The organism is Amycolatopsis sp. NPDC049159, assembly GCF_040648295.1.
Taxonomy (GTDB): domain Bacteria; phylum Actinomycetota; class Actinomycetes; order Mycobacteriales; family Pseudonocardiaceae; genus Amycolatopsis; species Amycolatopsis pretoriensis_A.
The window spans coordinates 46,572-62,680 of sequence record NZ_JBEZDL010000036.1; the positions used below are offsets into that span (position 1 = coordinate 46,572).

A 16,109-nucleotide genomic window follows, 5' to 3' on the forward strand; every position below is an offset into this window, starting at 1 on the left:
TCCGGGACCCTGAGGACGATGACTTCCGACTCCTCACCTGTGCGCTGGCGCGCCTCGATCGGCCTCGCCGTCGGCGGCGACGGCCCGGTGTCGAGCATCGTCGAATCCGAGCACGGCAGCGAGGGTTCGGCGCGGGAGTGGATCGAACGAAAGCTCCCCGGCACCCGCTTCCCGGCGTGGATCCCGGCGGCCCGCCGGGCGGACGGCGTGGAGCTGTTCGGCCGGGTGGCCCGAGGACACGTCGTGACCGGGCGGCTGGTGCCGACCTGGGAATCCGACTCGGGTGCGGCGGTGTGGCACGCGGACCGCGCGGGCGACCACGTGCAGTGGCGCCGCTGCGCGGCCGAGGACCGCTGACCGGGCGGCCAGAAGCGCCGCGGACGCAGCCTCATCGAGCACTTGGTCGAGGGTGGCCGCAACGCCTGCCTCGCCGACGACGGGGTGCACCCCGCGTCGAACCGGCTCCGCCCGGACCGCCGACGTCATGAACGAGTCGTTCACCTCGCCGGACGTCATGAACGACTCGTTCATGACGTCCGCTCAAGCCGTACCCAGCTCCTTGCGCAGCAAGCAGAACTCGTTGCCCTCCGGGTCCTGCAGCACCACCCACGACTCCGTGCCGTCCTGCCCGACGTCCGCCGGGCGCGCGCCCAGCGCCAGCAGCCGCTCCAGCTCCGCTTCCTGGTCGCCGCCCACCGGGTTCACGTCCACGTGCAGCGGCAGCTTGCCGCGGCGGGGGTCGTCCGTGCGGGCCAGCACCAGCGTCGGGGGTCCGTCGCCCAGTGCGGCACCGGGCAGGCCCAGCTCGAGGCCGTCCGGCTCGTGCCCGATCACCTCGTAGCCGAGCACCGCGCACCAGAACTCCGCCAGCCGGTCGGGGTCGTGGCAGTCGAGCACCAGTCCGGTGATCCGGGCGGCCATCCGGTCAGCTCCGTTCCGTTTCGCGCGCGACGTCCGCGGCTTCGTCCTCGTCCATCGCCTTGGTGTCCCGCGGCGGCAGGAAGGGCTCCTCCTGGTCTTCCTCGCGCCCCGCTTCGATGCTGCGGCCGCGGGCCAGTTCGGCGTCGAGCTCGGCGCCCAGCAGCACGGCCAGGTTCGAGATCCACAACCATACAAGGAACACGATCACGCCCGCCAGCGAACCGTAAGTCTTGTTGTACGAACCGAAGTTGGCGACGTACAGCGCGAACCCGGCCGACGCCAGCACCCACAGCAGCACCGCCAGCAGGCCGCCCGGGGTCAGCCACTTGAAGCCCGGCTGCCGCACGTTCGGGCCCACCCAGTACAGCAGCGCGAACGCCACGCTGACCAGCAGCGCGATCACCGGCCACTTCGCGATCTCCCACACCAGCACCCCGGTCGAGCCGAGCCCGATCAGGTCGCCCAGCCGGCGCGCCACCGACCCGGTGGCCACCACGCCCAGCGCGCACAGCGCCAGCAGCACGACGATCCCGATCGTCAGCAGCACCCGGATCGGGACGACCTTCCACACCGGCCGGCCTTCCGGCATGCCGTAGATCGCGTTCGACGCCCGCATGAACGCGCCCACGTACCCGGACGCCGACCACAGCGCGCCGAGCAGGCCGATGATCGCCAGCGGCCCGGCCAGGCCGCGCGAGCCCGCCAGCTCCTTGATCGCGCCGATCAGGACGTCCTTGCCCTGGCCCGGGACGACCTGGCCGACGTTGTCGATCACGGCCTGGATCTTGTCCGGGCCGAGCAGGCCGAGCAGCGCCGTGAGCACGATGACGCCGGGGAACAGCGACAGCACGCCGTAGTAGGTCAGCGCGGCGGCCCAGTCGGTCAGGTTGTCGCGCCCGAACTGCTTGACCGTGCGCTTGAGGACCGCGCCCCACGAGCGCTTGGACAGCTCCCCCGGTCCTTCGGGTTCTCTCTCACGCCTGGCCACCATCGCCACCTCCTGCTCGGTCGGCGGTGGCATACCCCGTCCGGCACTGGGTATTCCCCTTTCGTCCCGACGACCAGGAGGAACCGTGACCGAGGTCAGCCGCGTGATCGACGTACCGCCCGATGCCGTGTTCGACGTCCTCGCCGACGGCTGGCTCTACGCCGGCTGGGTGGTCGGCAGCTCGCACATCCGCGACGTCGACCCCGGGTGGCCCGCGGTGGGCTCCCGGATCCACCACAGCGTGGGCCCGTGGCCGGTGCACATCCAGGACGTCACGGTGGTGCGGGCGGTCGAGCCGGGCCTGTCGCTGTCGCTGGAGGCGCACGGCTGGCCGCTCGGCGCGGCGGCGGTCGGGCTGACGCTCGTCCCGCACGGCGAGGGAGCGACGCTGGTCCGGATGACCGAGCACATCGTCCGCGGTATCGGGAAGGTGCTGCCGGCCGCGGTGCAGGCGCTCGTCGTCAAGCCGCGCAACACCGAGTCCCTGGCCCGCCTCGCGGACCTGGCCACCGGCAAGCACGCCCGCGCGCGGGACGGCCACCCGCGCCCGTAGTGCGCGGGTTCAGCTGTAGATGGCTCGGTGGGCGGCCCGGATCACCGCCGCGTAGCCGCCGCCGAGGCGGCCGGCGCGGGCCAGCGCCGCGCGGGCCGCGTTGGCGCCCGGGCCGCCGTGGACCGCGCCGCCCGGGTGGGCCGACGCGCCCGCCAGGAACAGCCGGTCCACCGGGGTGTCCGCCCGGCCCGTGCCCGGCACCGGCCGGAAGAACAGCTGCTGGTGGATCGCCGTCGTGCCGGCGTTGATCGCGCCGCCGACCAGCCCCGGGTTGCGCCCGGCCAGCTCGACCGGACCCTGCAGGTACCGCGCCTTGATCAGCCCGGTGAACCCCGGGGCGTTGGCTTCGATCGTCTCTTCGATCCGCTTCGCCCGCCGCTCCAGCGCCGAGCGGTTCTCCATCGTGCCGCGCGGCACGTGCGTGTACGCCCACGCCGACTCGGTGCCCGCCGGCGAGCGCGTCGGGTCGGTCGTGGTCATCTGGCCCAGCAGCAGGAACGGGCGGCGCGGGGTCCGGCCGCGGGCCAGCTCGCCGCCGAACGCCGCGAGCCCGTCGAGGTCTGTGCCGAGGTGGATCGTGCCCGCGCCGCGCGCGGCTTCGTTCGTCCACGGGATCGGGCCCGACAGCGCCCAGTCCACTTTGACCGTCCCGCTGTCCCATTCGAACTTGCCGAGGTCCTCGACCAGCCGCGGGGGCAGCCACCGCTCGCCCACCAGCTCGCGGTACAGCACCGGCGCCGGTATGTCGGCGAGCACGGCCTTGCGCGCCCGGACCGGGTCGCCGGCGGCGTCGCGCACGCCCAGCGCGCGCCCGTCACCGACGAGGACCTCCCGCACCGGACGTCCACAGTGGACTTGACCGCCACGGGACTCCAGCCGCCGGACCAGCGCCGCGACCAGTTCGCCCGCCCCGCCTTCGGGGACCGGGTAGCCCTCGTCCTGCCCGATCATCGCGAGCAGCCAGCCGAACACCGCGCTGCCCGCGTTGTCGACGGAAAGGTCGCTGTGCGCGGAGTTCCCCGCCACGAGCAGCTTCGCGCCCTCCCCGGTGAACAGCTCGTCGCCGAACCGGCGGGCCGGCAGCGTCAGCATGCGCGCCAGGCGCAGCGCGTCCCCGGTCCCGGTGCGGCGCAGCAGCTTCAGCGCCGGGCGCACCGGCGGGAACGGCGTGAACAGCGCGTTCAGCAGCGGCTCGCGGATCTCCCGCCACTGCTCGAACAGGCCGCGCCACGCGTCGCCGTCGCCCGGGGCGAACTCGTCGACCGAGGCGGCCGTGCGGTCGAGGTCGCGCGAGAGCACAACGCACCGGTCGTCGGGCAGCACGTGCGCCAGGACGTCGGGGGCGTGCCGCCAGCGCAGGCCGTGCTCGGCCAGCCGCAGGCCCTTGATCACCGGTGACACCGCCGAGAGCGGGTAGAACGCGCTGAAGAGGTCGTTGCGGAAGCCCGGCTCGGTGACCTCGGCGGTGCGGACCGAGCCGCCCGGGTGGTCGGTCGCCTCCAGCACCAGGACCGACCAGCCGGCGTCGGCCAGGACGTTCGCCGCCACCAGCCCGTTGTGCCCGGCGCCGAGCACCACCGCGTCGAAGGCTTCCGTACTCACTGGCCCTCCTGGAGTTCAGGCTTGCGACTGGTGACTCGGCCCGACCCGGGTGAGCGAGCGGAGCCGGGCCAGTACCCCGGAGCCGCGCGGCGGGGCCAGGGGCGGGCTCGCCGCCCCCGCCCCCGAGCGCAGCCCGGCGACCAGTTCGGCGATCGCGGACGCGGCATCGTACCGAGGTTGCCAGCCCAGGACGGTCTCCGCCACCGTGGTGCCGGCGAGCGCGGCGCGGTCGGCGAGTTCCAGCCAGCCGGGGTGCACCGGGAGCACGCCGCCGGCCCAGGCCGCGAGGACGGCCGCGCTGGCGAGTGGTTTCGGCACCGGGAGACGGGGACCACCGAGGACGGCGGCCAGCTCATCGGCGTCGAGCACCCCGGGCGCGGCCAGGTTGACCGGGCCGGTGAACCCCTGGCCGAGAATCAACCGGATCGCCTCGGCGACGTCGTCGGTGTGCACGGCCTGGGCGCGCAGGTCGTGCCAAAGCGGAACCGGCAGCCGCCGTCCGCCGACGAGCCGCGCGGGCACCACCGGGTCGAGCAGCCAGCGGGCGAACTCGCCGGCCGCGCGCCGCTGCAGGATCGCGCACGGCCGGAGCCGGGCCACGCCGACCTCCGGGTGCTGCGCCTCGAACCGGTCCAGCCGCGACTCGAGCGCGGCCTTGCCGCGGCTGTAGGCACTGCGGGCGATCCCCGTGCACGGGTGGTCCTCGCCGACCTTCTCCCAGCGCGGCGCGGGCCCGTAGGCAGCCACCGAGGACGCGACGACCAGGTGCGGCACCCCGGCGGCCGCCACCGCGGCGAGCACGTGCCGGGTGCCGTCGTCGTTGGTGCGCGACATCGGCGGTTCGCCGCGCCGCGGCGAGATGGCCCACGCCAGGTGCACGACGGCGTCCGCGCCCTCGAACAGCGTGGTCAGCTCTTCCTCGGCGCCGGGGCCGCCGACGTCGAGCGCGTGCCAGCTCGCCGAGCGGTACGGCTCGGCCGCCGGGTCGGGCAGGCGCCGCGCGAGCCCGGCCACGTCGTGGCCGGGCTCGAGGGCGGCCAGCAAGGCCGTTCCGACGTTCCCGGTGGCTCCGGTGATCACGATCCGCACGCAGGTGGCGTACCCCGTGTGGCCCCCGCGAAACTCAGACCAGGTCGCGGGGGATCCGCCGGTGCCAGTTGCGCGAGACGACCCGGCGGGCCCCTTCGTAGCCGTCGAGCCGCGCATCGATGACGAATTCGGTGTCCGTGCAGGACACGCGGGTGTGCGTCTCGCTGCGCGCCACCCACTCGCCGCGGGCGAAGGTCACGTCCCACGCGGTCTCCGCCACCGGCGAGCAGAAGTCGTCGGCGACCCACGTGTAGCGCTCCCGGACGTCCCGGGTGACTTCCAGGTCGAGGTCGTCGAAGCGGACGGTCCCGGCGTCCTTCACGATGTCGAGCGCGGAGTGGTAGTCCACCAGGTCGCGCGAGACGGTCCAGCGCTGCTCCCCCGGCGTCAGCGCGGTCACCGGCATCGGCGGCGCGCCCTCCGGCGGCCCGAACGGCCGGGCGGGCAGCTCGTCCGGCTCGGCGACCGGCCGGACCGGCAGCTCCAGCGCGCTGTGTCCGGTGTGGACGGACAGCAGCACGGGCGTCGGCGGCGGCCACGCCAGCGGCCAGTACGAAGTGGACAGTGAGAGCCGGATCCGGTGCCCGGCCGGGAAAGCCTGCGCGACGGCGTTCAGCTCGATCTCGACCGCGCACCGCTCCCCCGGCTCCAGCGGCGCCGGCTCGTCGTGGCCGTCGCGGTGGGTCAGGTTGAGCAGCCCGTAGGTGACGCGGGTGGCGCGCCCGTCCGGTGCGACGTCGGAGAGCCGCGCCGCGACCATCGCGACCGGCTGATCGGCCGACACCTCCAGCCGCACGACCGGCGAGCCGAGGATTTCGCACCGCTCGGTGAGCACGTCGGTGTCGAAGACGAGCGACCCGCCGTCCTCTTCGCGCTGGTCGTAGGGCAGGTCCGGCGGGGCGCTGTAGGACGCCCACTTCCCGGAGAACTGCCCGACCGACAGCGGCGAAGACACCGTCAGGGGTTCGTCCTCGACGGTCGCCCCCGGCCGCGCGAGGCGGTGCGGGGCGAGCGGCAGCCGCTGGAGCTGGACGTGCGGCGACGGCCAGGTGGCCTCGCCGACCCAGCGGCCGGGCCGGTCCTCGTAGGACGTCGAGGGCGGGACGCTCTCCTGCAGCCACGTCCGCAGCATCGGCCCGTCCATGGCATCGTTCTCCTCGCCGCGGAGCCAGTGGTCCCACCACTTCACGACTTCCTGGAGGTACCCGATCGCCGGCCCTGGCTCGCCGAGGTGCGGGTACTTGTGCGACCACGGCCCGATCAGCCCCCGCCGCGGCACGTCGAGGTGCGCCAGCAGCCGGATGACGGCGTTGGAATAGCCGTCGGCCCAGCCGCTCGAGGCCAGCACCGGCACCTGGACGTCGGTGTAGTTCTCCGACACCGAGGCGTGCCGCCAGTAGTCGTCGCGGCGCTGGTGGCCGAGCCAGTTCTCGATCCACAGGCTGCAGTTTTCCAGGCGCTCCAACCACATTTCGCGCCACCGGTCACCGACGACGGCCGGATCGGGCGGCAGCGTGGCGTAGGCGAACATCGTGCCGGACTCGGCGACGTTGTCCGAAAGCAGGCAGCCGCCCATGTAGTGCATGTCGTCGGCGAACCGGTCGTCGGTGAACGACGAGATCACGATGGCGCGCAGGCTCGGCGGCTTCCGCGCGGCGACCTGGAGCGCGGCGAACGCGCCCCAGGAGATCCCCATCATCCCCGTGTCGCCGGTGCACCACGGCTGCGCGGCGATCCACGCCAGGACGTCCTCGGCGTCGAGCTGCTCGCGTTCGAGGTACTCGTCGGCCAGGATCCCCTCGGACTCGCCGGTGCCGCGGATGTCCACCCGCACGCAGGCGTACCCGTGCCCGGCGAGGTAGGGGTGGTGGATCGAATCCCGCGGCGCGGTGAGGTCCCGCTTGCGGTAGGGGATGTACTCGAGGATCGCCGGCACCGGTTCGGCGTCCGACGAGACCGGCCGCCAGATGCGGGCGGACAGGACGGTCCCGTCGGACGCGGGGATCCGGACGTGGTCCTCGACGGTGATTTCGTGCGGCAGCGAGGTGACGGCTCGCAAAGGTCGATTCCCTCCCGGGGTTACGCGTTGGGCTGCAACAGGATCTTCTGGGCGCCGTCGAGCTTCTTCTGGAAGATGTCGTACGCGCGCGGGGCTTCGGCCAGCGGCAGCTTGTGGGTGGCGAAGCCTTCGACGCCGAGCGGGTCGCCGTCGCCGGTGAGCACCGGCATGATGTCGTCGAGCCAGTGCCGGACGTTGGCCTGCCCCATCCGCAGCTGCACCTGCTTGTCGAACAGCTCCATCATCGGCATCGGGTCGACCATCCCGCCGTAGACGCCCGACAGCGAAATCGTGCCGCCGCGCCGGACGCTGTCGATGGCGGCGTAGAGCACGCTCAGCCGGTCGATGCCGGCCTTCTCGGTGACCTTGGCGCCGATCGCCTGCGGGAGCAGGTTGACCAGGTTGTGCGCGAGCTTCCCGACCGGGGCGCCGTGCGCTTCCATGCCGACGGCGTCGATCACGGAGTCGGCACCGCGGCCGTTCGTCAGCTGGCGGATGCTGTCGCCGATGTCCTTGTGGTCACGGGTGTCGAGCGCGGTGGCCCCGTGTTCGCGAGCACGCGCGAGCCGCTCGGGCACGAGGTCGACGCCGATCACCTGGGCCGCCCCGCGGTGCCGGGCGATCCGGGCGCACATCTGCCCGATCGGCCCGAGCCCGAAGACGACCACGGTCCCGTCGGCGGGGACGTTCGCGTACTCGACGGCCTGCCAGGCGGTCGGGACGACGTCGGAGAGGTAGACGAACCGCTCGTCCGGCGGGCCGTCCGGCACCTTGATCGGGCCGTACTGGGCCTGCGGCACGCGCAGGTACTCGGCCTGGCCACCGGGGACCTGGCCGTAGAGCCGGGTGTAGCCGAGCAGCGCGGCGCCCTTGCCCTGCTCCGTGACCTGCGTGGTTTCGCACTGCGACTGCAGGCCGCGGTCGCACATCCAGCAGTGCCCGCAGGAGATGTTGAACGGGATCACCACGCGGTCGCCGGGCTTGATGTGCTTGACGTCGGCCCCGACCTCCTCGACGACGCCCATGGGCTCGTGGCCGAGGATGTCGCCTTCGGTCATGAACGCGCCCAGGACTTCGTAGAGGTGCAGGTCGGAACCGCAGATGCCGGTCGACGTCACCCGGATGACGGCGTCGGTCGACTCCTCGATCTTCGGGTCCGGCACCTCTTCGACGCGGACGTCGCGTTTGCCGTGCCAGGTCACTGCCTTCATGGCTCTCCCTTTCCGCGTGCGGGTGTCGGTCCCCGGTTTCCCGCACGCGGAGCGGGCAAACGCCCGCTCAGGTGAGCGCGTCCGCCACCAGGTACACCGCGGCCGCCACCGCCGCTGCGGCCGGGAACGTCAGGACCCAGCCCAGGACGATGTCCCGCGCGATCCCCCACCGCACCGCCGAGAGCCGCCGGGTCGCGCCGACCCCCATGATGGCCGCCGTGATCACGTGCGTCGTCGAGATCGGGGCCTTCACCGCGAACGCCGTCACGTACAGCACCGACGACGCCACCGACTCCGCCACGAAGCCGTGCGGCGGGTCCAGCGGGAAGACCCGGCGGCCCAGCGTCCGCATGATCCGCAGGCCACCCGAATAGGTGCCCAGCGACAAGGCCGCGGCACACACCAGGGTCACCCACAGCGGGACCGCGAACGTCGTCTGCTGCCCGGCCGCCACCAGGGCCAGCACGATCACGCCCATGCCCTTCTGGGCGTCCTGCAGGCCGTGGCCGAGTGCGAGCGCCGAGGCCGAGACGATCTGGAAGCGGCGGAACACCCGGCCGCTGCGGTGCGGGTTCGCCCGGCGCAGCAGCCACAGCGCCGCGACCATCGCCGCGTACCCCAGGATCAGCCCGAGCAGCGGCGAAGCCACCATCGGGATCAGCACCTTCTCCGCGATCCCCGCCCAGTGCACGGTGCTCGCCGCCGCCAGCGCCGCGCCGACCATGCCGCCGATCAGCGAGTGCGAGGACGACGACGGGAGGCCGAAGTACCAGGTGACCAGGTTCCAGGTGATCGCGCCGAGCAGCGCGGCGAAGACCACGGTGAGCGCGTCCGGGCCGGCCGGGACGTCGATGATGCCCTTGGCGACCGTCGCGGCGATCCCGGTCGACAGCAGCGCGCCGGCCAGGTTCATCACCGCCGCCAGCACCAGCGCGGCCCGCAGGGTCAGCGCCCGGGTCGACACCGCGCTGGCGATCGCGTTCGCGGCGTCGTGGAAGCCGTTGGTGTAGTCGAAGACGAGCGTCAGCACGATCACCGTGACCAGGGCGGCGGTCCCCGTCACTCAGGACTCCTTGACCGCGATGGTCTGCACCACGTCGGCCACGTGCTCGAAGGCGTCGGCGGCCAGCTCGAACTGCTCGACGACCTCCTTGGTCTTCAGCACCTCGAGGGCGTCCCCGCCCGGCTCGAACAGGTGGGCCAGGATCCGCCGGTAGATGCGGTCGGCCTCGTTCTCGAGCTCGTTGACCTCGATCCAGTACGGCTCGAGGTCGCCGACCTTCGCCAGCCCCGGCATCGACGACGCGGTCAGCTCCGCGCACCGGCACAGCACGCGGACCAGCACGTCCGTGCCCGGCGGGAACGCGTCCACCCGGTACAGCACCGCCAGGTCGGCCGCGGTGTCCAGGAAGTCGAGCACGTCGTCGAGCTTGCCGGCGAGCGCCTGGATGTCCTCGCGGTCGAACGGCGTCACGAACGAGCTGTTCAGCTCCACCATGATCGTGTGCGTCAGCTCGTCACCCTGGTGCTCGACCTCGTGCAGGCGCTTGGCGAGCGCTTCGCGGTCCTCGGGCCGGGCCGCCACCAGGTCCCGCAGCAACGCACTCCCGGTCACCAGATTTCTCGCGGCCTCGGTGAGCAGGTCGAAGAACCGGGTGCCCCGTGGGGTGAACCGCATGGGTGGAGATCCCTTCGTCGGCGTCCGGCCGGGTACCGCGGTGGCCTGACGTTTAACCGGTCGTGTCCGGGAAACCAGGAGGACATGACCGATCCCGGCTCCCGGCGCCTGAGGGTACTGCTCTGGCACGTCCACGGCTCGTGGACCGACGCTTTCGTCCGCGGCCGCCACGAGTACCTCCTGCCGGTGGCCCCCGGCGGTACGCCGTGGGGCTTGGGCAAGGCGGGCCGGGACTGGCCGTCGGTGACCGAGGTCCCGCTGGACCGGCTGGCCGGGGCCGAGCCCGACGTCGTCGTGCTGCAGCGCCCGGAGGAGCTGGACTTCGCCGCCCGGCTGGGCGTGCCGTCCGTCTACGTGGAACACAACGCGCCCCGGCCGTACGCCGCGTCCAGCGAGCACCCCCTGGCCGGGCGCTCGGACATCACGGTCGCGCACGTGACCCACTTCAACGCGGCGATGTGGGACTGCGGCCGCGCGCCGGTCACCGTCGTGCCGCACGGCATCCCCGACCCCGGCGCGCGCTACACCGGCGAACTCGCCGCGGGCGTGTCGATGATCAACGAGCCGGTGCGCCGCCGTCGCGTCACGGGCGCGGACCTGCTCGGCACGCTCGCCGAGGCCGGCCCGGTCGACGTGTTCGGCATGGGCACCGAGGAGCTCGCCCCGCCCCTGCACGGGCGGGGCGACGTCCCGGCCCCCGCGCTGCACGACGAGATCGCGCGCCGCCGCGTCTTCCTGCACACCGCCCGCTGGACGTCGCTGGGACTGTCCCTTCTGGAGGCGATGCACCTGGCGATGCCGGTCGTCGTCTTCGCCGCCACGGAGGCACCGGCCGCGGTGCCCGCCGACGCGGGGGTGCTCTCCACCGACGTCTCGGTGCTGGCCCGGGGTTTCCGCGAGCTGCTGCACGAACCCGACTTCGCCGCACTGGCCGGCAAGAACGCTCGCGAGCACGCGCTGAAGCACCACGGGCTCGGCGCCTTCCTCACCACTTGGGACCACCTCCTCGCCGAGACGGCCCGCTGAACCCCGAAGGGAACGCCGCACCGATGAAGATCGCGATGGTGTCCGAACACGCCAATCCCCTGGCCGCGCTGGGGGAAGCCGACGCCGGTGGCCAGAACGTGCACGTGGCGGAGCTCTCGGCCGCGCTGACCCGCGCCGGCCACGACGTCACCGTCTACACGCGCCGGGAGAGCCTCGACGAGCCGCCCGAGGTCGGGACCGCGCAGGGCTTCCGGGTCGTGCACGTGCCCGCCGGGCCGCCGCGCAAGGAGCCGAAGGACCGGCTGCTGCCCTACATGGGCGAATTCGGCAGTTTCCTGCGTGACCGGTGGTCGGCCGACCGGCCGGACCTGGCGCACGCGCACTTCTGGATGTCGGGCGTCGCCACCGCGCTCGCGGCGAGCGCGACCGGCACCCCGGTCGCGCAGACGTTCCACGCGCTGGGCGTGGTCAAGAAGCGCTACCAGGGCGACCGGGACACCAGCCCCGCGGACCGGATCCGGCTGGAGCGGATCATCGGCCGCCAGGCCGGGCGCGTGGTCGCGACCTGCTCGGACGAGGTGTTCGAGCTGTCCCGGATCGGCGTGCCGCGGGCCCGGATCTCGATCGTCCCCTGCGGCGTCGACCTCGACCGGTTCACCGTGGACGGCCCGATCGCGCGCCGCCGCGCGCAGCACCGGCTGGTCACCGTCGGGCGGCTGGTTCCGCGCAAGGGGTTCGACACGGCGATCACCGCGCTCGCGCAGCTGCCGGACACCGAGCTCGTCATCGCCGGCGGCCCCGAGCGCGGCCGGCTGTCCCAGGACCCGGAGGCACGGCGGCTGCGCGAGCTCGCGGACCGGCTCGGTGTCGGCGAGCGCGTCCGCTGGGCGGGGCAGGTGTCCCGGGAGAACATGCCCGCGCTGCTGCGCTCGGCCGACGCCGTCGTCTGCGCGCCGTGGTACGAGCCGTTCGGGATCGTCCCGCTGGAAGCGATGGCGTGCGGCATCCCGGTGGTGGCGACCGCGGTCGGCGGGCTGACCGACACCGTGGTCGACGGCGTCACGGGGTTGCTGGTCCGCCCGCACTCGCCGAAGGAGCTCGCGTCCCGCGTCCGCCGGCTGCTCGACGACCCGGCGCTGTGCCACGCGTACGGGACCGCGGGCCACGACCGCGCGGTGGCCCGTTATTCGTGGGACCGCGTCGCCGCCGACACGCTGCGGGCCTACCACAAGCTCGTCCCCCAAACCGCCGTCACCGCCGGGGCCCGCTGACCCCAAGCCGTGAGTGCCCCATCGAGAGAACTGAAGGCCCTCGATGGGGCACTCACGGCGTTCAGCCCACGTAGCGGCGGGCCTTCGAGGCGCGTTGGGGCGCTTCCAGCAGGCGCAGGCCGTGCTCGACGTGGGCCGGGACCACCTGCCGTTGCGCGAGCACCCACGGCAGGCCGCGGAGCACGTCCAGGAGCGCCGCCGCCGTAGCGCGGTCGCGAGGTGCCGTGCGCAGGACGTCCCGGCCGCGGCGGAAGACGGCGGGCCAGGGACGGCGGAGCAAGAGCGTCCACAGCGTGTTGCGGATGCCGAGCCGGCGGCGGTGCCTCGGGTCGCGCAGCTTCGACGGCGCGTGGTGGATCACGACGTCCTCCGCCCAGCACATCCACCAGCCGCGCGCGGCGAGGTCCAGCGCGAACAGCTCCTCCTCGCCGCCGAGCCACATCCGCGGCGAGAAGCCGCCGACCTCGCGGAACGCGCTGACGCGGACCGCCGTCAGCCCGGCCATGACGCCGAGCAGCGCCGGGCCGGGCAGCCAGTCCGGGCCGGGCACCGGCGACTCGCGCAGCTCCGGTGTGATCGGGTCCTCGGCCAGGCCCGGCTCGACCAGGCACCGCCCGGTCACCGAGCCGAGGCCCGGGTGGGCGTCCAGGAGGTCCGCCGCGCGGGTGAGCGCGCCCGGCTGCCAGGTGGTGTCGTCGTCGCAGAACGCGACGTACGGCGTCGTGACCTCTTCGACGGCGACGTTCCTGGCCACCGCGCCGAGGTTCTCCGCCAGCCGGAACAGCCGGACACCGGGGAACTCGCGGGCGACCATGTCGGCCGTGCCGTCCGCGGACCCGTTGTCCGCGACGAAGATCGGCGCGCCGTCCGGCAGGGAAGTCATGTGCGCCAGGGTTTCCCGCAGCTGCGAGCACCGGTTGCACGTGATGATCACGACCGAGATCCGCGCCATTCGGCAGTCCTTTCCAAGGTCCGGGCCTGGTGTTCGACGTGGGCGGGCAGCACGCGCCGGTAGCTCAGCGCCCGCGGCAGCCGGGCCACCGCGCCGAGCACGGCGCGGGGTGCCGTGACCAGCGTCCGCGCGACCTCCCGGCGGCAGACGCGCGGCGGGCGGCGCAGCACGGCGATGAGCAGCCGGTTGCGCAGTTCGGCGCGGCGGCGCCACGACGACGGCGGCCGCGACCGCGACGGGTGGTGGTGGGCGCGCAGGCGCCCGACGTAGCAGACTTCCCAGCCGTGCGCGGCCAGGTCGTAGGCCAGCAGCTGCTCTTCCGCACCGAAGTGCAGCAGCGGGCTGAAGCCGCCGGCCTGCAGGTACGCCGTGCGCCGCACGATCGCCGAGCAGGCGAGGAACCCGAGGACCAGCGGCCCGGGCGCGCCCTCGGGGTGCCCCAGCGGGCTGCGTTCCATCTCCGGTGTCACCGGGTCGTCCCGGTCTTCCGGGCCGACCAGGGTGCGGGCGGCCAGCAGGCCGGTCCGCGGGTGCTCGTCGAAGATCCGTTCCGCTTCGGACAACGCGTCCGGTGCCCACCACGAATCGTCGTCGCTGAAGGCCACGTAGGGTGTTTCGGCCACGAGGACGCCGAGCGTGCGGGCGGCGGCTCCGAGGTTGCGCGGCAGCCGGATCACCCGCACGTCCGGGTACCGCCCGGCGACCTCGGCCGTGTCGTCCGCGGACGCGTTGTCCAGCACGACGACCGGCGGCGCCGGGTCCAGTGCGGACAGGCGGTCCAGGGTGCGGGCCAGTTCGGCGGCACGGTCGCGGGTGGCGATGACGACGGTCGTGCGCGCGCTCACCGCTGCCCCACCAGCGCGTCGACGAAGCCCGTCAGCGACGGGACGGGGGGCTCGACCGAAGCCCGGCCCGACAGGCACCACGCCAGCCGGGCGTCGAGCAGATCGGTGTCGCCGGCGTCCTCGGCCGCGACCACCGGCCAGTCCAGCGCCGCGGCCTGCGCGCTCACCTTCCCGCCGCCGGCCACCGGGTCGACGGCGACCACCGGCACCCCCGCCTTCAGCCCGAGCACCAGCCCGTGCAGCCGCGTGGACACCACCGCGTCCATGGTGGACAACGCCGAGACGAACTGGTCCGGGGTGGCGCACCGCTCCCAGTCGTCGTGCGCCAGGCGGGTGTCCAGGGGCACGCGGGCGCAGTCGAGGCCGGCGAGCCAGCCGGTCAGCGCCGCGTGGACCTCGTCGTGGCGGCCCGCGCTCCCGTACTCCGGCTGGTGCGGCGCGAGGACCACGCCGAGCACCGGGGTCTTGGCGACGGACGCGGCCAGCGAGAGGTCCGCGGTTTCGCCGTCGTCGCGCGGGAGGACCCGGTCGAACCCGGTCACCGCCGGGTCGTCCGGGTCGGGCACGGACACGCCGACGGCGATCCGGCGGCAGTTCGCGTACCGCTCGTGCAGCGAGCGCACCTGCGGCCCGTGCACCGGGCCGCAGGCGAACACGACGTGCGTGTAGTCCGACGGCGGCGCGTCCGGCAGGTGCCGGGCCCCGGGGCGGAAGCCGGGGCTCCACGCGACGTCGTAGTCGATGCCCGCCTCCGCCAGCGCGGTGCCGGCCGCGCGCAGGCTCAAGACGTCCCCCGCGGTCGCTTCGCCGTGCAGGAAACTGGCCCATCCGGTGAGCAGAACTCGCATGGTCCCCGGCGTACCCGCTCGGGGTGGCCTTACACGGGTTTGCCGCCCTCGCCGCCGGGTAGCCGCCCCGGCATGACGAATCCGGGAGTGACCAGGCGGTTCGAGCGCGCGGTGGTGACCGGGGGTGCCGGCTTCGTCGGCGCGCACCTGTGCGAGCTGCTGCTCGCCGAGGGCCTCGAAGTGCTCGCCGTGGACAACCTCGCGACGTCCTCGGCGGACACCCTGACCGGGCTGCGCCGCCACGAGCGGTTCCGGTTCCTGCGCCACGACGTCACCCACCCGATGCCGCTGCCCGGCCGGGCGGACGTCGTCTTCCACCTGGCTTCGGCCGCGTCGCCGCGCGACTACCTGGCCCTGCCGATCGAGACGCTGCGCGCGGGTTCGCACGGCACCGAGAACGCCCTCGAACTGGCCCGCCGCGACGAAGCCCGGTTCGTGCTCGCCTCCACCAGCGAGGTCTACGGCGATCCCCTCGAACACCCGCAGCGCGAGCGGTACTGGGGCAACGTCAACCCGATCGGGCCGCGCAGCGTCTACGACGAAGCCAAGCGGTACGCCGAAGCGCTGACCGCCGCCTACCGCCGGGTGCACGGCGTCGACACCGGCATCGCGCGGATCTTCAACACCTACGGCCCCGGCATGCGCGCCCACGACGGCCGGATGATCCCGGCGTTCATCGGCCAGGCGCTCGCGGGCGAACCGATCACGGTCACCGGGACGGGCGAGCAGACCCGGTCCATCTGCTACGTCGAGGACACCGTCCGCGGCCTGCTGGAGCTCGCGCGCTCCGGGCACCCCGGGCCGGTCAACCTCGGCAACCCGCACGAGCTGACCGTGCGCCAGGTCGCCGAGCGGATCAAGGAGATCACCGGGTCCGGCTCCCCCGTCGAGGAGGTCGACGCGGTCGTCGACGACCCGCAGCGCCGGTGCCCCGACATCTCGCTCGCGCGGGACGTCCTCGGCTGGGAACCGAAGGTCGACGCGGACGACGGTCTGCGCCGCACGACGGCGTGGTTCCGGCGGGCACCGCTGCGCTGAGTAGCGACGCCCAGGGCTTTTGCCCGCGATCGTTTATGGGTGACTTCGCCGGGTAGCGCTATAGGCG

At 73.6% G+C, this 16,109-nt stretch carries 16 protein-coding genes; 5 read left to right on the forward strand and 11 right to left on the reverse strand.

Translation table 11 applies throughout. From position 1 onward, the window contains the following. The first annotated feature begins 18 nt into the window (after window positions 1-18). A complete protein-coding gene (locus AB0B33_RS43090; protein ID WP_247024043.1) occupies window positions 19-357 on the forward strand; it encodes a hypothetical protein in 339 nt (112 codons plus the stop codon). 183 nt (window positions 358-540) lie between these two features. On the opposite strand, the gene AB0B33_RS43095 is transcribed toward AB0B33_RS43090, so the two are convergent. Together AB0B33_RS43095 and AB0B33_RS43100 are read right to left on the reverse strand one after the other, a co-directional pair. Then, window positions 541-921, reverse strand: a complete 381-nt coding sequence (locus AB0B33_RS43095) for a VOC family protein (protein ID WP_360782952.1) — start codon at window positions 919-921, stop codon at window positions 541-543. A gap of 4 nt (window positions 922-925) precedes the next feature. Beyond that, window positions 926-1,942, reverse strand: a complete 1,017-nt coding sequence (locus AB0B33_RS43100) for a YihY/virulence factor BrkB family protein (RefSeq protein ID WP_360782955.1) — start codon at window positions 1,940-1,942, stop codon at window positions 926-928. Window positions 1,943-1,994: 52 nt separating this feature from the next. Between AB0B33_RS43100 and AB0B33_RS43105 the strand changes: the two genes are divergently transcribed. Next, entirely contained in the window at window positions 1,995-2,462 is a 468-nt protein-coding gene (locus AB0B33_RS43105) for an SRPBCC family protein (RefSeq protein ID WP_247024046.1), read from the forward strand. A gap of 9 nt (window positions 2,463-2,471) precedes the next feature. Here AB0B33_RS43105 and AB0B33_RS43110 read toward each other — a convergent pair whose 3' ends face one another. From AB0B33_RS43110 to AB0B33_RS43135, 6 genes are all read right to left on the reverse strand, one after another. After that, window positions 2,472-4,064, reverse strand: a complete 1,593-nt coding sequence (locus tag AB0B33_RS43110) for an NAD(P)/FAD-dependent oxidoreductase (RefSeq protein ID WP_360782959.1) — start codon at window positions 4,062-4,064, stop codon at window positions 2,472-2,474. Window positions 4,065-4,079: 15 nt separating this feature from the next. Further along, window positions 4,080-5,153 (reverse strand): NAD-dependent epimerase/dehydratase family protein, encoded by a 1,074-nt coding sequence (locus tag AB0B33_RS43115; protein ID WP_360782962.1) that lies wholly within the window; start codon window positions 5,151-5,153, stop codon window positions 4,080-4,082. A 34-nt stretch (window positions 5,154-5,187) separates the two neighbouring features. Then, on the reverse strand, window positions 5,188-7,212 hold the full coding sequence (locus AB0B33_RS43120) for a CocE/NonD family hydrolase (protein ID WP_360782965.1): 2,025 nt from the start codon (window positions 7,210-7,212) through the stop codon (window positions 5,188-5,190). 20 nt (window positions 7,213-7,232) lie between these two features. After that, window positions 7,233-8,423 (reverse strand): zinc-dependent alcohol dehydrogenase, encoded by a 1,191-nt coding sequence (locus AB0B33_RS43125; protein ID WP_360782968.1) that lies wholly within the window; start codon window positions 8,421-8,423, stop codon window positions 7,233-7,235. Between the two features lie 67 nt (window positions 8,424-8,490). Next, complete coding sequence (locus AB0B33_RS43130; protein ID WP_247024051.1) at window positions 8,491-9,486, reverse strand: inorganic phosphate transporter; 996 nt, start codon at window positions 9,484-9,486, stop codon at window positions 8,491-8,493. Next, a complete protein-coding gene (locus AB0B33_RS43135) occupies window positions 9,487-10,101 on the reverse strand; it encodes a DUF47 family protein (RefSeq protein WP_247024052.1) in 615 nt (204 codons plus the stop codon). A gap of 84 nt (window positions 10,102-10,185) precedes the next feature. Here AB0B33_RS43135 and AB0B33_RS43140 point away from each other — a divergent pair, with 84 nt between their 5' ends. Continuing rightward, window positions 10,186-11,127, forward strand: a complete 942-nt coding sequence (locus AB0B33_RS43140; RefSeq protein ID WP_360782972.1) for a glycosyltransferase — start codon at window positions 10,186-10,188, stop codon at window positions 11,125-11,127. A 23-nt stretch (window positions 11,128-11,150) separates the two neighbouring features. Next, window positions 11,151-12,359, forward strand: a complete 1,209-nt coding sequence (locus AB0B33_RS43145; protein ID WP_360782975.1) for a glycosyltransferase family 1 protein — start codon at window positions 11,151-11,153, stop codon at window positions 12,357-12,359. Between the two features lie 61 nt (window positions 12,360-12,420). Here the strand turns inward: AB0B33_RS43145 and AB0B33_RS43150 are convergent, their stop codons facing one another. Genes AB0B33_RS43150 through AB0B33_RS43160 form a run of 3 tightly spaced genes read right to left on the reverse strand, consistent with a single transcriptional unit; the run spans window position 12,421 to window position 15,004 of the window. After that, the gene (locus AB0B33_RS43150; protein WP_360782978.1) at window positions 12,421-13,311 is read right to left on the reverse strand and encodes a glycosyltransferase; all 891 of its coding nucleotides are present in this window, start codon (window positions 13,309-13,311) and stop codon (window positions 12,421-12,423) included. After that, window positions 13,290-14,156 (reverse strand): glycosyltransferase family 2 protein, encoded by an 867-nt coding sequence (locus AB0B33_RS43155; RefSeq protein WP_360782981.1) that lies wholly within the window; start codon window positions 14,154-14,156, stop codon window positions 13,290-13,292. The genes AB0B33_RS43150 and AB0B33_RS43155 overlap by 22 nt, the downstream gene beginning before the upstream one ends. Then, window positions 14,153-15,004: a polysaccharide pyruvyl transferase family protein gene (locus AB0B33_RS43160; RefSeq protein ID WP_360782984.1), complete on the reverse strand. Its 852-nt coding sequence runs from the start codon at window positions 15,002-15,004 to the stop codon at window positions 14,153-14,155. The genes AB0B33_RS43155 and AB0B33_RS43160 overlap by 4 nt, the downstream gene beginning before the upstream one ends. 72 nt (window positions 15,005-15,076) lie before the next feature. On the opposite strand from AB0B33_RS43160, the gene AB0B33_RS43165 reads away from it, so the two are divergent. Further along, window positions 15,077-16,042 carry a UDP-glucuronic acid decarboxylase family protein gene (locus tag AB0B33_RS43165; protein WP_360782987.1) on the forward strand — a complete coding sequence of 322 codons (966 nt, stop codon included), beginning with the start codon at window positions 15,077-15,079 and terminating at the stop codon, window positions 16,040-16,042. The last annotated feature ends 67 nt before the right edge of the window (window positions 16,043-16,109 follow it).

Excerpts from the sequence above, each read along its gene's own strand:
- AB0B33_RS43090 (WP_247024043.1), top strand. The coding sequence starts at position 19 with ATGACTTCCGACTCCTCACCTGTGCGCTGGCGCGCCTCGATCGGCCTC.
- AB0B33_RS43095 (WP_360782952.1), bottom strand. The coding sequence starts at position 921 with ATGGCCGCCCGGATCACCGGACTGGTGCTCGACTGCCACGACCCCGAC.
- AB0B33_RS43100 (WP_360782955.1), bottom strand. The coding sequence starts at position 1,942 with ATGCCACCGCCGACCGAGCAGGAGGTGGCGATGGTGGCCAGGCGTGAG.
- AB0B33_RS43125 (WP_360782968.1), bottom strand. The coding sequence starts at position 8,423 with ATGAAGGCAGTGACCTGGCACGGCAAACGCGACGTCCGCGTCGAAGAG.
- AB0B33_RS43135 (WP_247024052.1), bottom strand. The coding sequence starts at position 10,101 with ATGCGGTTCACCCCACGGGGCACCCGGTTCTTCGACCTGCTCACCGAG.
- AB0B33_RS43140 (WP_360782972.1), top strand. The coding sequence starts at position 10,186 with ATGACCGATCCCGGCTCCCGGCGCCTGAGGGTACTGCTCTGGCACGTC.
- AB0B33_RS43145 (WP_360782975.1), top strand. The coding sequence starts at position 11,151 with ATGAAGATCGCGATGGTGTCCGAACACGCCAATCCCCTGGCCGCGCTG.
- AB0B33_RS43150 (WP_360782978.1), bottom strand. The coding sequence starts at position 13,311 with ATGGCGCGGATCTCGGTCGTGATCATCACGTGCAACCGGTGCTCGCAG.
- AB0B33_RS43160 (WP_360782984.1), bottom strand. The coding sequence starts at position 15,004 with ATGCGAGTTCTGCTCACCGGATGGGCCAGTTTCCTGCACGGCGAAGCG.
- AB0B33_RS43165 (WP_360782987.1), top strand. The coding sequence starts at position 15,077 with ATGACGAATCCGGGAGTGACCAGGCGGTTCGAGCGCGCGGTGGTGACC.